Annotated in this window: 13 protein-coding genes; 9 read left to right on the top strand and 4 right to left on the bottom strand. The window is 44.5% G+C overall.

The window, feature by feature from the left end; translation table 11 throughout:
• Positions 1-266 precede the first annotated feature (266 nt).
• Together G5B30_RS02510 and G5B30_RS02505 are read left to right on the top strand one after the other, a co-directional pair.
• Positions 267-824 (top strand): thioredoxin family protein, encoded by a 558-nt coding sequence (locus tag G5B30_RS02510; RefSeq protein ID WP_165318396.1) that lies wholly within the window; start codon positions 267-269, stop codon positions 822-824.
• A gap of 67 nt (positions 825-891) precedes the next feature.
• Positions 892-2,196, top strand: coding sequence for an acetylxylan esterase (locus G5B30_RS02505; RefSeq protein ID WP_165318395.1), 1,305 nt, complete (start codon positions 892-894; stop codon positions 2,194-2,196).
• 32 nt (positions 2,197-2,228) lie between these two features.
• Here G5B30_RS02505 and fabD read toward each other — a convergent pair whose 3' ends face one another.
• From fabD to G5B30_RS02490, 3 genes are all read right to left on the bottom strand, one after another.
• Positions 2,229-3,116 carry an ACP S-malonyltransferase gene (gene fabD / locus G5B30_RS02500; protein WP_165318394.1) on the bottom strand — a complete coding sequence of 296 codons (888 nt, stop codon included), beginning with the start codon at positions 3,114-3,116 and terminating at the stop codon, positions 2,229-2,231.
• A 131-nt stretch (positions 3,117-3,247) separates the two neighbouring features.
• Positions 3,248-4,480 (bottom strand): pitrilysin family protein, encoded by a 1,233-nt coding sequence (locus tag G5B30_RS02495; protein ID WP_317164308.1) that lies wholly within the window; start codon positions 4,478-4,480, stop codon positions 3,248-3,250.
• 566 nt (positions 4,481-5,046) lie between these two features.
• Positions 5,047-5,646, bottom strand: a complete 600-nt coding sequence (locus G5B30_RS02490; RefSeq protein WP_165318393.1) for a ribonuclease HII — start codon at positions 5,644-5,646, stop codon at positions 5,047-5,049.
• A gap of 191 nt (positions 5,647-5,837) precedes the next feature.
• Here G5B30_RS02490 and G5B30_RS02485 point away from each other — a divergent pair, with 191 nt between their 5' ends.
• From G5B30_RS02485 to G5B30_RS02455, 7 genes are all read left to right on the top strand, one after another.
• Positions 5,838-6,581: a hypothetical protein gene (locus G5B30_RS02485; protein WP_165318392.1), complete on the top strand. Its 744-nt coding sequence runs from the start codon at positions 5,838-5,840 to the stop codon at positions 6,579-6,581.
• An 11-nt stretch (positions 6,582-6,592) separates the two neighbouring features.
• Positions 6,593-9,418 (top strand): outer membrane beta-barrel protein, encoded by a 2,826-nt coding sequence (locus G5B30_RS02480; protein ID WP_165318391.1) that lies wholly within the window; start codon positions 6,593-6,595, stop codon positions 9,416-9,418.
• 77 nt (positions 9,419-9,495) lie between these two features.
• Positions 9,496-9,714 carry a hypothetical protein gene (locus tag G5B30_RS02475; RefSeq protein WP_165318390.1) on the top strand — a complete coding sequence of 73 codons (219 nt, stop codon included), beginning with the start codon at positions 9,496-9,498 and terminating at the stop codon, positions 9,712-9,714.
• A 12-nt stretch (positions 9,715-9,726) separates the two neighbouring features.
• A complete protein-coding gene (locus G5B30_RS02470) occupies positions 9,727-10,002 on the top strand; it encodes a NifU family protein (protein WP_165318389.1) in 276 nt (91 codons plus the stop codon).
• A gap of 68 nt (positions 10,003-10,070) precedes the next feature.
• A complete protein-coding gene (locus G5B30_RS02465) occupies positions 10,071-10,721 on the top strand; it encodes a carboxypeptidase-like regulatory domain-containing protein (protein WP_165318388.1) in 651 nt (216 codons plus the stop codon).
• Between the two features lie 318 nt (positions 10,722-11,039).
• On the top strand, positions 11,040-11,213 hold the full coding sequence (locus tag G5B30_RS02460; RefSeq protein WP_165318387.1) for a hypothetical protein: 174 nt from the start codon (positions 11,040-11,042) through the stop codon (positions 11,211-11,213).
• A gap of 85 nt (positions 11,214-11,298) precedes the next feature.
• Positions 11,299-12,303 (top strand): type IX secretion system membrane protein PorP/SprF, encoded by a 1,005-nt coding sequence (locus G5B30_RS02455; protein ID WP_165318386.1) that lies wholly within the window; start codon positions 11,299-11,301, stop codon positions 12,301-12,303.
• Here G5B30_RS02455 and G5B30_RS02450 read toward each other — a convergent pair.
• Positions 12,300-13,100 carry a tyrosine-protein phosphatase gene (locus G5B30_RS02450; RefSeq protein WP_165318385.1) on the bottom strand — a complete coding sequence of 267 codons (801 nt, stop codon included), beginning with the start codon at positions 13,098-13,100 and terminating at the stop codon, positions 12,300-12,302. The two genes, G5B30_RS02455 and G5B30_RS02450, sit on opposite strands and share 4 nt — an antisense overlap.
• Positions 13,101-13,184 lie beyond the last annotated feature (84 nt).

The following is a 13,184-nucleotide window of genomic DNA, read 5'->3' as shown; positions in this document are numbered from 1 at the left end:
GGGGGTCTCAAAAAGTAAACCATGCCGTCATTTCGAATGACGTTAGGAGGAGAAATCTATGGACATGAATGCGTTAATCAATCAAAACGCAGATTATTACGTCGCTAAGACTCCTCATAATGACGCGTTTTTGGGCTTGTCGACCTTTTGAGACACCTTTTTTCAAAGGTAGAAGAAGAAGTATTAATAAACGTTAACGAATTGCAACATTTTGATGACTATTCTTCCCGTAAGGAATGCCTATTTTTGTGAAAAAAAAGGATAAAATGAACTTTGAAGAATACGTTGCTTATTTTGAAGCCGTTTTAGCAGAACCGGAAAAGTATCCACTTTATGCGGATCCCGAGTATTTGAATTACACCAAATTAAACTGGTCGCGAATGAATCGCTGGCTAAAGCGATTTGAGGTCAATGCAGAGATAAAAACGCAGATAGCGGCCGTCACTGAGCCCCAACAATGGATTCTGATTACCGAGCCCTGGTGTGGCGATGCTGCTCACTCGGTGCCACAAATCTTAAAGATAGCTGAGCTCAACCCCAATATTCGCTTGGAAATCCAGCTGCGGGATTCGGAACCCTACCTCATCAATGACTATCTGACGAACGGAGGAAAATCTATCCCAAAACTAATTATCCGAAATAAAGCCGGTGAAGATCTATTTACCTGGGGCCCACGTCCCCAACCTGCACAGGCATTATATCAGAAGATGCAGGAAGAACAAAGGACGTTTGAAGAAATTAAAGAAGCATTGCAACGGTGGTATAACGACGATAAAGGAGCGGAACTTCAGCAGGAATTTTTGACATTTCTTCGGTCTCTATAAGGAATTAACTATAATTTGTTTACTTTAGACGCTTTTAACACCTCTTAGTAAACTTATAGTATATTCCATGATGAACAGATTATCCTTTATCCTGAGCGTATTTTATGTGGTGTGCCTTTCCCATATGGTATCGGCACAGACGCGCTCGACAGAACTCATTCAAGTTGTTGTCACCCCTGATAAACCCGACTGGACCTACCAGCTGGGTGAGAAAGCGTCTTTCTCTGTCACCGTGCTCCAGCACCAGGTGCCACTTAACAATGTGGAGGTGCGATATACGATCGGTCTGGAAAAGATGAAAGCGTCACAGTCCGGCACGGTGGTCGTAAAATCACCTTATACGGCTGTCGGGAAAGCGGCTACTCTTCAAGAACCGGGTTTTCTGCGTTGTGACGTACGCGTGACTGTTGATGGAAAAGAATACCGTGGTATTGCCACAGCGGGTTTTGCGCCCGAAAGTATCCAACCTACACAACAGCTCCCCGCAGATTTTTGGGATTTCTGGAACAATGCTAAAGCTGCAGCGGCAAAAATTCCTATGGATGCCAAGGTGACCTTATTGGCCGAGCGCTGTACCGAGAAGGTCAATGTATATCAGGTGAATATCCAACATTTCGAAACAGGAGCTCGTTTGTATGGGATTTTGGCTACGCCGAAAAAGGTAGGAAAGTATCCAGCCGTACTTCAGGTGCCTGGAGCGGGTGTTCGTCCGTATTCGGGAATTATCAATCTGGCAGAACAAGGGATAATCACCTTGCAGATCGGTATTCACGGTGTTCCTGTAACATATGAAGCGGAATTGTACGATAACCTTCGTTTTGGTGCGTTAAAGGGTTATTATTATTCGAATTTAGACGATAGAGATAAATATTATTATAAGCGCGTATATCTCGGCTGTGTGCGTGCTGTGGATTACCTGTTTTCACTACCCGAGTTTGACGGTGGGAATTTAGCTGTTTGGGGCGGTAGCCAAGGAGGAGCTTTAGCCATTATAACGGCAGCATTAGATAACCGTGTAAAACATCTGGCGTCACTTTATCCGGCACTTTGTGATTTGACAGGCTATTTACACGGCCGTGCGGGCGGCTGGCCACACCTATTCAACGATTCTAATGCATCGTTTCTGAAAAAAGAAGAAAAAATCAAGGTGTCGGCATATTACGATGTTGTCAATTTCGCCCGTTCCGTTCAGGTTCCGGGATTTTATACCTGGGGCTATAACGATGATACCTGCCCGCCTACCTCTTACTATGCGGCCTACAATCAGATTAAAGCACCTAAGGAGGTGTATGTTGTTCAGGAAACAGGACATTGGACTTTTCCGCAACAGCGTGAGAAGGTCGAGGACTGGTTGGTGAAACAACTGAAATAAAAAAGGAGAGAGGTCGAAGCCTCTCTCTTTTTTTATGAAATCTCTGCAGCCGACGTCTGCGCCTGCCGATCAACTTTTTTGACCAGCCCCTGCAATACATTGCCCGGCCCGACTTCGACAAAATGTTCAGCACCGTCGGCCAGCATATGCTGTACGGTCTGTGTCCAACGAACTGCTCCGGTGAGCTGTGAAATAAGGTTGGCCTTAATCTGAACAGGATCGGTATATGATTTGGCATCTACGTTTTGATAGATAGGACATATAGGCACTTTTATTTCGGTGGCTTCTATTGCTGCCTGTAATTCTACCTTGGCAGGTTCCATTAATGGTGAGTGAAAAGCACCACCCACATTGAGTTTCATGGCTCTTCTAGCCCCTGCCTCTGTAAGTAGCGCGCATGCTTTATCGATACCTTCAATAGACCCTGAAATAACCAGTTGTCCGGGGCAGTTGTAATTAGCGGGAACGACCACCTCCTCTACCTGTGCACAGATCCGTTCCACAATCTCGTCGTCTAAGCCTAAAATAGCCGCCATGGTCGAAGGCTCCAGTTCACAGGCCTTCTGCATCGCATTGGCCCGTTGTGCCACGAGCTTAAGTCCGTCCTCAAAGGATAATGCTCCCGCAGCCACCAACGCGGAGAACTCCCCCAAGGAGTGTCCGGCAACCATCGTCGGCTGGAAATTATCGCCCATAGCATTGGCGAGAATAACCGAATGCAAAAATATAGCAGGCTGGGTAACTTTTGTTTGTTTCAGATCTTCCCCTGTGCCTTGAAACATAATATCTGTGATACGAAAACCCAATAGGTCATTCGCTTTTTCGAATAAGGCTCTCGTGTCATCATTCAAGTTGTATAGGTCCTCACCCATTCCTACGAATTGGGCGCCCTGACCCGGAAAAATATATGCAGTTTTCATGCTGTAGTTGTTTCTGTTTTATTCCTTTTTAATTATTTCGCACAAATATAATAAAATCTAAATCCCAAATCGAGGTTGCCGTGTTTCCGACCCTCGGGACAAGCCGTACTCCTCGCCATGACGATTGCCGGTTAATCTTCAGGTACAAAGGACAGAGACAGGAGTCGTTGAGGGTCAAAAAACTCAACGGCCAGCGCTTGAATATCTTCCGCTCTAACCTCGTCAATTTTTGTAAATACCTCCGCCAACGTTACCACACGGTTATAATCCAGGATGTTTTTTGCTTCCGCAATAATCATACTCATCCGGTTCTCCTCTGCCAGTGCAATCTGCCCTTTGAACTTTTGTTTGGCACGCTGCAATTGTAAACCACTCAACGGTTGGTCGCGTAATTTTTGCAGTTCCTTCTGGACCAGCTTAATCGCTTTGGGTAGCTTTTCTTCATCGGTTCCTAAATAGATGCTAAAGTTACCCACATCGCTATACATCGTAAAGTTCGATTCGATGGTGTAAGCTATGCCGTATTTCTCGCGAATACCCAGATTTAGGATCGAGCTCATACCCATTCCGCCCAGCAGATTATTGAGCAAGAGCATGCTCATCTTCCGTTCGTCGAAATAACCAAAAAGTTGCGCTCCTATCATATAATGTGCCTGATTGATGGGTTTTTTGATGATGCGGTGTTCGCTGGGACGTAGCTGAACGGTCTCGTGGTGTCTGGGTGTAGTATTGGAAGGGATATGTCCAAAAATCTTCTGACTTAATTTTTCCACCTGTTTCAGCGAGTAATCACCCGAAATGGCAATTATTATCTCGTCGGTATGATACGCCTGTTGGATAAAGTGCAGTACATCGGTACGGGAAAGACTCTTCAGATCATCCTCCAGTCCCAAAATGTTGTGGCCCAATCCCGATCCCTGAAAGAGCATGTCTTCAAAATCGTCCATGATCGACTCTTCGGGACTATCTGCATAGGAAGCAATCTCGTCGAGAATCACACTTTTCTCTTTTTCAAGTTCGTGAGCCGGGAACGTCGAATGGAAAAGAACGTCTTCAAAAAGATCCATGGCCCGCTCCAGGTATGGGTTTAAAAATGAAGCATGGATACAGGTATATTCTTTTGTCGTATAAGCATTTAAATCACCCCCAACCTGTTCTATGCGGTTGAGGATCTGGCTGGTGGATCTTTTTTCGGTGCGTTTAAATAAAAGATGCTCGATAAAATGGGCCATGCCGAATTTTCCTTCCTGCTCTATCCTTGAGCCCGCGTTGACAATCAGGCAGCAGTGTGTGATGGGCGAATTCTGGTGGTGCAACAAAATGCGTATACCGTTATCCAACTGGATGAGATTGTATTCCGTCATGAACATAAAATAAATGCCGTGCAAAGCTACGGAATTTATTCTCTCATATTTCCTATCTCTCTCTTATCGCTCGAGCCGCGAAGGGGCTTTATTACTTTTGGCCGCAAAAGTAATCAAAACTCGCTGCTTAAAATTTTTGGCTGTACGGATAGTGCTTCCCACTGCTATCGCCAAACCGGAACAAAGTGGAGCTCAGCGAAGCTAAACTTTTGAGGCAGCATTCTTTGCTTTTGTACGGATTCTGCTTTTTTTATCTTTTCTTTCTGCCTTATTCCCCTGTAACTATGTAACTCTAATATAAGGTTACAGGATTACTTAGACCTTAGCCTGCCTGCGGTAGGCAGGATTATCGAGAAGTGTAAAAAGAAGTAGGTAGCAAGAAAAGAAGCACAGACCATACAAAGACCTAAAAATGTCGCCTCAGCGGGTCGCGTGTAGCAGGAAGGAAGAGACGATGTAGCGAGCCGGTACAGCGACGAGTTTTTTGCCTATCTTTTTTGCGGAAAAAAAGTAGGAACTAATCGCGGCTTAAGCGATAAAAAGTAGAAAAAACAAGTAATTAGTGATTACAAAGCTAATTTCAGCTGCGGGTCGGTTACCCGGAAGGTACGGCGGTGATGGGGACTGAAACCATGCGTAAGGACAGCATTGCGGTGTACGACCGTAGGATACCCTTTATTGGACTGCCATTCGTATACCGGATAATCTTGGGCGAGTTGATGCATATATTCATCCCGGTAGGTTTTTGCTAAAATCGATGCAGCAGCAATCGAAAGATACTTGCCGTCGCCTTTGATGATACATTCATGGGGAATGTCGGGATAGGGGATAAAGCGGTTGCCGTCGACCAAAATAAACTCCGGGTTTACCTGTAACGCATTTAATGCCAGGTGCATCGCCCTGTAGGATGCATTGTGAATGTTGATTTTATCGATCTCCGCGGGAGAAATACTGGCGACAGCATAGGCCAGTGCCTCCTGCTCGATGACCGGGCGAAGTGTCATCCGTTGCTTTTCAGAGAGTTTTTTTGAATCATTCAGTACAGGGTTATAATAATCTTTCGGAAATATCACGGCAGCAGCAAAGACAGGTCCTGCCAGACATCCTCGGCCTGCTTCGTCACAACCTGCTTCGATCAATTGCTCTTGGAAAAAAGATAATAACATTATTGATGAATAAAATGTAACTTCTCTGTGATGATTTTTTGTTAACGTTTATTTACATTACAATTTCTTTCTTTTGTGTCGTATAGGAAGTTGTTAACGCAAAAACGGCAAAACTTTTGTGTAAAAATAATCATTTGGGATGATGGATTAAAGAGCAAAGACGAAAGATTATGAAGTAAACATCAGAGAACATGGTAAGATATAAACATTATTTCTGGATCATAGGCATATTGTTGCCGTTGTTGTCTTTTTCACAAAAAAAGAAAAAGCCTGCCGATTATACGTTTTTGTCCCTGCCAAATGTCGTTGTAGATGGGGATCTTACGGAGTGGGAAGGTCATTTTTACCGCGCAGATAGCAAGCTGTGGCAATGTGCCTTGTCGCGTGATGCCGATCATCTCTACGCCGCTGTCGTGATTAAAGATCCGGCATTGCAGAATGAAGCTATCCTTCGGGGGATTGTATTAAATATGAGTTATAATCACAAAAAGAAAGACGGTGCGCAGCTGATTTTCCCCTTGGCCGATCGGGAGAGCCTCCGTGCTATCCGGCAGGATGAAGATCATGATAGGAAGAATATCAAACAAGATCTGCTGCATACTACGCGAGGTTATTTTGTCCGGGGGTTTACGAAAGTACGGGACGGGCTGCTGTCTCTTCACAACGATTACGGTATTCAGGCGGTCGCTAAGATCGACAGCAATCAATATTTACGCTACGAAGCGGTAATCCCGCTCGACCTGATAAAATTCAAATCGGATGAAATCGCCGTGCAGCTCCTGATCAATACACAATACCATCAGCTGCAACAGGCGACAAAAGAACGCACGCCGAATTACAGCGGCATGTATGGTATCTACCGCCCCGTAGGGCCTACATTAAGAAATCCTTATAGCGAGGAAACAGAAATCTGGGTAGTCGACACTTTAAAATAAGCATAGAAGCAATGAATAAAAAATATAATTCTGGCATTTTAGCCATAGCCTTGGTCATGCAAGTATTGTTTGCGCAAGGTCAATCCGGAAAAACTGTGCAGGGGCTACTGCGGGATACAGCCTTTCGTGTAATTGCTGGAGCTTCCGTGCAACTGACTTCTCCTCAGGATTCCTTGGTGACCAGTTCTTCTGTAGGCGGTGTTTATACCTTCAATAATGTGCAGGCAGACCGGTTTATTGTACGCGTAAATAGTATTGGTTTTGAACCATATGAAAAGGAGATTGATTTTCCAAAAGGTGAATCTAAGATGATGATTCCTTCCTTTGTGCTTGTCGGTATTCCGAACATGTTGGAAGAAGTCGTGATCAATGGGGTAATCACCGTACAGGTAAAAGGTGATACGGTAGAATATTCAACGAAAGATCTAAAGCTTCGGGAAGGAGCACTGGCGGAGGATGCCTTGAAAAAATTACAGGGTGTAGAGGTAGATAAGGACGGCAATGTAACTGCACAGGGGGAAGAGGTGACCCGTGTCCGAATCAATGGTAAGGATTTCTTTGGTGGGGATGTGAAGACCGCGACACAAAACCTGCCTGCTAATGTAATCGAGAAAATGCAGATTATTGACGATTACGGTGATATGGCCAATGTAACCGGCAATAAATCGGGTGACTCCGAAAAGGTATTGAATATTGTGATCGATCCAGAGTATAATAAAGGATATATGACAACATTACGTGTTGGTGGAGGAACCGAAGAACGGTATCAAGCTACGGGCATGTGGATGGGGCTCAATAACAATACACAAGTGTCCGTCTTGGGCAACCTGAATAATATGAATGCGCGTCTCTTCGATTTTCAGTCCATGGGCGGCGGAGCACGCCGGCGGTCGGGCGGTGGTGGCGGACGTTCTCGGAGTGGTGGAATGTTCGGCGGTTCAGAGGGGATTACCAATACAGGTTCCATCGGCGTGAATATCCGACACGATTTTAGTGAAAAGCTCAAAACATATGGGAGCTACTCGTACGGTCGGGATGACAATGATTTGGTGACCAACTCGTTTACGGAATACATTGGCCAGGATTTGACCGAAGAGATGGATAAAGAGAATAACAACATCCGGGCCAACCACCGATTTGAAGGTAATCTTGAATGGAACATTACCGATAAGGATTATATCAAGATTACGCCGCAGTTGGGCTTTGACGATAACAGCTCCGATGGAAATTCGCAGTCTACATTCATTGAAAAATCGATCTTAGACAACTTTCAGGATCAGACATCAACAAGCAGTTCCACAGCACCGCGTTATAATTTCAGCGGTTTGTATAACCGAAAGTTGAGCGACAACGGAAGGAATCTATTTATTGACTTTAACTACGACAATGCCGTTACGGAAAGTGACTTCACTGAAATTTTGGATCAAAAGGTGTATGATCCGGCAAATCAAGGGGAACAGATCGGATCGGTATATGAAGAGGCGATTCGGGATGCTCAGAATAAAAGTTGGAATGCTGGGACCTCAGTTGCTTACACAGAACCCCTTTCGGAGAAAGGTCGCTTGGAGCTCACCTACGATTATAACATTAACGATTACGACAACTTTGATAGACAGGATCAGCATGCTGAGGATCAGGACGGTAATGATTTAAGTAATCCCCGGCTAAATTACGATTATAACTACGATTACCAGTTCACGACACACCGTTTCGGAGCAAGCTACCGGTTTGAAAACGATAAGGTGAAATACTCGTTTGGCGCATCCGTGCAACCATCTTTGCTGCAAGGGGATGCTTATAGCTCGGAGAGGCACGAGATCATTGAGCGTAAGAATTTTAATTTTGTACCCATTGCCCGTTTTGAATATAAGTTCTCGCGGCAGTCGAATTTAAGCATACAATATTCGGGAAGATCCACCGAACCGACGGTTTCGCAGATATTACCTTTTGAAGTCTCTACAAACCGTACACGGACGACCATTGGTAATCCGGATCTGGATCCGGAGTTTAACCATAGCGTGAATTTACGTTACCGTGCAGGTGATTTCCAAAAGGGGAAAACCTTCTTTGCCTTTCTTCGTGCCGAGTTGACACAAGATAAGATTGTGTCGCTGAACAGTAGATACAATGTTTCCGGTCAAGGGCTTTTTCAGGAGATCGGTTATCGGAATGAGAGTGACCCTGTATATAGCATACGTTCTTTTTACCATTACGGACGTTCGCTGAAAGACAAGACCTATAATATCATGTATATGGGAGGGGTGACGTACAGTAAAAATATTTCTTATCTGGCGACGGAAGAAGATACCCCGTTGGAAGACTACGGAAAGAATATCACCAATAATACGATTTTGATGCAGAACTTATTTTTCCGCTATAACCCATCCGAAAATCTGGAGTTAAATCCCGGTGTGCGCTACTCGTATAATATCACTAATTCTTCGCTACCACAGTTTGAGGCGCCAAATATAACGTCTATTGCGCCATCTTTTATCGGGTCGGTAAATCTCTCGCCGACGACGATTTTTGGGGCGGATGTGTCGAAGTCTTTTAACAAGGGTTATTCGGATAATGTCAATCCGTTCATCATCAATACCTATATCGAACAACGGCTCTTAAAGGGACAGCGTGGTACCATCCGTCTTCAGGGCTTCGATTTGTTAAATCAACAGGTCAATATCAACCGTACCGTAGGTGAGGTGTTGACAGACAGCCGTACCAATCGTCTGGCCCGCTATTTTATGCTGACATTTACTTTCCGTTTACAGAAATTTTCGGGCATGGCACCGCAACCGGAGCAAAGATTTCCGGGAGGTATGCGACGTCCAAGGATGTAATCTCCAGGAGCTGAGTAAAGCAGGGCTTATGCAGGTAGCACAAGCTCTCCGTTTGGCTAAAATGCCGCCTTAGCCAGATGGGGGTTGCAGGAGGAGGCACTACCATTGTAGCATCTGGGTACAGCGGCGAGTTTTTTGCCTATCTTTTTTGCGGAAAAAAAGTAGGGCCATGTCGCGGCAGCGACGGAGAGGATGAGCAGTGGCAAAAAAATGATGAAGACCCGATTGCCCTGCTGAATAAAGAGGCATTATATACAAAACCAATAAAAATGATTATCTTTACATGGTTAAAGTAATTCAATCATAAAATGACTATTTACGAGAAAGTAGAGCAAGCTTTAGATAGTATGAGGCCCTATCTCCAGACAGATGGCGGGAATGTGCGTATTGAAGAGATTACGAGTGACAACGTGGTGAAATTGAAGTTGTTGGGGACTTGTGCGAGCTGTTCGATGAGTATCATGACTTTTAAAGCCGGGTTGGAGCAAGCGATCAAAAAGGCAGTTCCCGAAATCGTTGCTGTAGAAGCGTTGAACATTACGGAAATGGATGATCCGAATGCCATCAATCCGAATCAGTTGTAATACTCTTGTTTCAGCGGCTTAACACATTTTAACAGCGTGTGCGTGAATATTTGTTTAGTTTTGTTAAAGTGCGACGTTATCAAACATACCTACTGGTTTTTTTCCTATGTCTTAGCGGATACCTATCGTTTGGGCAGGAAAGGAACATCCTGCAATTCAGTGGGCTGATTACTTCTGCCAACAATGCCGACCTGCCTGTAGCCTTTGCCACCATTAAGAATATTTCATTCCGGGACCAGACATTTATTTCGAATAATGATGGTTATTTTTCTTTCGTTGCGCATGCCGGAGATACGATATCATTTACAAGCGTGGGCTTTAGTCCACTGACCTATGTCATTCCAGACGTGCAGGGTGATAAGTTTACCGCACACATCCAGATGCGCAGCCTCGTTATCGAACTTCCTGCCGTGACACCTTATCCATGGGCCAGTTATGAAGACTATCTGGTCGATTTTATGGCACTGAAACCCGGCGACGATCCGGTAGCCGCTGCAAAGCGGAACCTGAGCCCTGAAGCCATGGCGGCTTTAGCCCAGATTGTACCACGGAGCGCAGAAGAAATTCAAAGCTACCACTCCTTACAACGGCATACGATTATGAGTAATAAGCATATTAACCAACGGATGAATAACCCCTTGTTGAACCCGTTCGCTTGGGGAGAACTCATAAACCAGATACGAAGAGGAGATTATAGCCGCGAAAAGCTGAAGTATTAGTTTGTTGTCCTCTGTGCCGGACGGGCAGGTACTTTTTTCATAAAATGTCTGTCTTCAACGGCATTCAAGAGCTCACTTCGTTCGGTTTGTCTTGCCAAAAGGTACCCAAAAGCGTGTCGCTGTACCGGCTCGCTACATCGTCTCTTCCTTCTTGCTACCCGCGACCCGCTAAGGCGACATTTTTAGGTCTTTGTATGGTATGTGCTTCTTTCTTTTCTTGCTACCTACTTCTTTTTACACTTATCGACAGGGCAATCGGGTCTTGCGTTATGCAGGTAGCACAAGCTCTCCGTTTGGCTAAAATGCCGCCTTAGCCAGATGCGGGTTTCAGGAGGAAGCACTACCATTGTAGCATCTGGGTACAGCGGCGAGTTTTTTGCCTATCTTTTTTGCGGAAAAAAAGTAGGGCCATGTCGCGGCAGCGACGGAGAGGATGAGCGGTGGCAAAAAAATGATGAAGGCCCGATTGTCCTGCACTTATCGATAATCTAAGGTCTAAGTAACCCTGTAACCTTCTATAAACTATTGATAAAGCGAAATAAATAATCGTATTTTGTAGATAGAGGATATCGAAAATATGAAAGGATCTCTTTGGACCGTATGTTTTATGCTTTTGTCGGCTGTATCCGGATATTGTCAACAGAATATTCAATTTACCCAATATATCTTTAATGCACTGAGCGTTAACCCAGCCTATGCAGGTTATAAAGAGGAATGGTTTGGTCAGCTCGGACTCCGTAGCCAGTGGGCCGGATGGCGAGGAGCACCAAAAACCGGTTCAATATCGCTGGATGGCGTTTTGGATGATGTGCAACGCCGTCATGGCGTAGGCGTGCAGGTTATTGGCGATCAGCTTGGCGCCCAAAGTGCAGTCAGTGTATATGGGCATTACGCCCTGCGGTTACAGCTTGATCCATACGATAGGCAACGGTTGAGCTTGGGTGTTGCTGCAGGATTTACCCAATATGGTCTTGATGGCAACAAATTAGAGTATAACGATAAAGGCGATGAGTCTATACCATTAGGCGTGATAAGCACTTGGAAGCCGGATATTCGCTTAGGGGTGTATTACAGTAACCCCACATGGTATGCGGGTGTATCGGTACAAGATCTTTTTGCAGGAACTGAAAGTGACCAGGATTTTCAATTCAGCAAAAATACTACCGAAAGCATCTATCGTAAAGTACAAGGTTATTTTATTTTCGGACTTCTACTGGAGCTAGAGCGTGATCTTCTTTTACGTCCAAGTCTATTGGTGAAAGATGATTTTAGAGGACCAACGGCTATGGACCTCAATGCGATGTTCATTTTTAATGATCGTTTATGGTTAGGAGCTGGCTATCGTATGCGTGCGCGAGTTTTTTCTCGTGATTATAGTGAATACACGGTTAATAAACTAAGTGCTTTGAACGCGATCAGCGGCATTGCACAATTCTACCTTAACCCCAAATTTGCGATAGGGTATTCTTATGATCATATGCTTAACAAAATGGCAGGCCTTCAGTCCGGCACACATGAACTGACCTTAGGTGTGAAGTTTGGGCAGCATAACCGCCGCATTGTAAGTCCAAGGTTTTTTTAACCGACCGCGATGGTTGATTTGTCTTGTGCCATGTGATCCAATAGTGTCGGGTTGAGGATATCACAGGTTTTTAGTAATTCCCGTACAGGATATCTTTTTACCACTTCAATCAGTGCTTGAAGATGACGATCGTGATGAAGATCGGTGCCCACAAAATCATACATCCCCGATTTGATCATCGTCAGAGCGGCTACCTTTACTTCCGTACCGTAATACCGACAGATAGACAGTAAGTTCATCTGTAATAAGCAACCTGCATCCCGTATCTGTTTGTACATGTTAAAATTATAGTGGAAATAACTGTATCGTTCCGGATGTGCTAATATAGGTTTGTAGCCGAGCTTCTGAATATCCGAGATGATCTGGAAAAGACTTTGTGATTCTGATAAATACGACATTTCAATTAGCACATAGCCACCCGGCATCACGCAGAGATTGTCTTTTTCGATCAAGTGTGGCAACCCATGGTCAATCATATGTTCAGCAGCCGCAAAAACCTGGGTTTTGTTGCCTGTCTCTTGTAAAGCTTTCCGAAGCTCTGTACAGGATTTGGAGATTGTCGATTTTGTATTGGAGTATACATCCTCCATCACGTGTGGTGTGCAGATGAACTTGTGAAGCCCTAATGTATTCAGCCCCTTGATAAGCGACAATGACTGGTCTACATTAGAGCTGCCATCGTCTATTCCCGGTAAAAGATGATTATGCATATCAACTTCCAAAAAAGCTAATTTACCTAGAACTTTTACCGTTGGGCTGTTCTGTCCGTTTTTAAATAAACGTGATATAAAATTCATATTTCAACTAATCTTTATAAGGCATCCATCTTTATAACGATATGTTACCCCCAAATGCTACCTTTTTTTATTTTAAAAATGGTC

Source organism: Sphingobacterium sp. SGG-5 (assembly GCF_011043525.1).
GTDB lineage: Bacteria > Bacteroidota > Bacteroidia > Sphingobacteriales > Sphingobacteriaceae > Sphingobacterium.
Note: the sequence above shows the minus strand (reverse complement) of the source record. Positions and strands in the feature narration are given on the sequence as shown.

What these genes read in the sequence shown, in the direction of transcription:
- G5B30_RS02470 (WP_165318389.1), top strand. Translation starts at nt 9,727, where the DNA reads ATGACTATTTACGAGAAAGTAGAGCAAGCTTTAGATAGTATGAGGCCC.
- G5B30_RS02460 (WP_165318387.1), top strand. Translation starts at nt 11,040, where the DNA reads ATGCGGGTTTCAGGAGGAAGCACTACCATTGTAGCATCTGGGTACAGC.
- G5B30_RS02455 (WP_165318386.1), top strand. Translation starts at nt 11,299, where the DNA reads ATGAAAGGATCTCTTTGGACCGTATGTTTTATGCTTTTGTCGGCTGTA.
- G5B30_RS02475 (WP_165318390.1), top strand. Translation starts at nt 9,496, where the DNA reads ATGGGGGTTGCAGGAGGAGGCACTACCATTGTAGCATCTGGGTACAGC.
- G5B30_RS02510 (WP_165318396.1), top strand. Translation starts at nt 267, where the DNA reads ATGAACTTTGAAGAATACGTTGCTTATTTTGAAGCCGTTTTAGCAGAA.
- fabD (WP_165318394.1), bottom strand. Translation starts at nt 3,116, where the DNA reads ATGAAAACTGCATATATTTTTCCGGGTCAGGGCGCCCAATTCGTAGGA.
- G5B30_RS02505 (WP_165318395.1), top strand. Translation starts at nt 892, where the DNA reads ATGATGAACAGATTATCCTTTATCCTGAGCGTATTTTATGTGGTGTGC.
- G5B30_RS02480 (WP_165318391.1), top strand. Translation starts at nt 6,593, where the DNA reads ATGAATAAAAAATATAATTCTGGCATTTTAGCCATAGCCTTGGTCATG.
- G5B30_RS02450 (WP_165318385.1), bottom strand. Translation starts at nt 13,100, where the DNA reads ATGAATTTTATATCACGTTTATTTAAAAACGGACAGAACAGCCCAACG.
- G5B30_RS02485 (WP_165318392.1), top strand. Translation starts at nt 5,838, where the DNA reads ATGGTAAGATATAAACATTATTTCTGGATCATAGGCATATTGTTGCCG.
- G5B30_RS02490 (WP_165318393.1), bottom strand. Translation starts at nt 5,646, where the DNA reads ATGTTATTATCTTTTTTCCAAGAGCAATTGATCGAAGCAGGTTGTGAC.
- G5B30_RS02495 (WP_317164308.1), bottom strand. Translation starts at nt 4,480, where the DNA reads ATGACGGAATACAATCTCATCCAGTTGGATAACGGTATACGCATTTTG.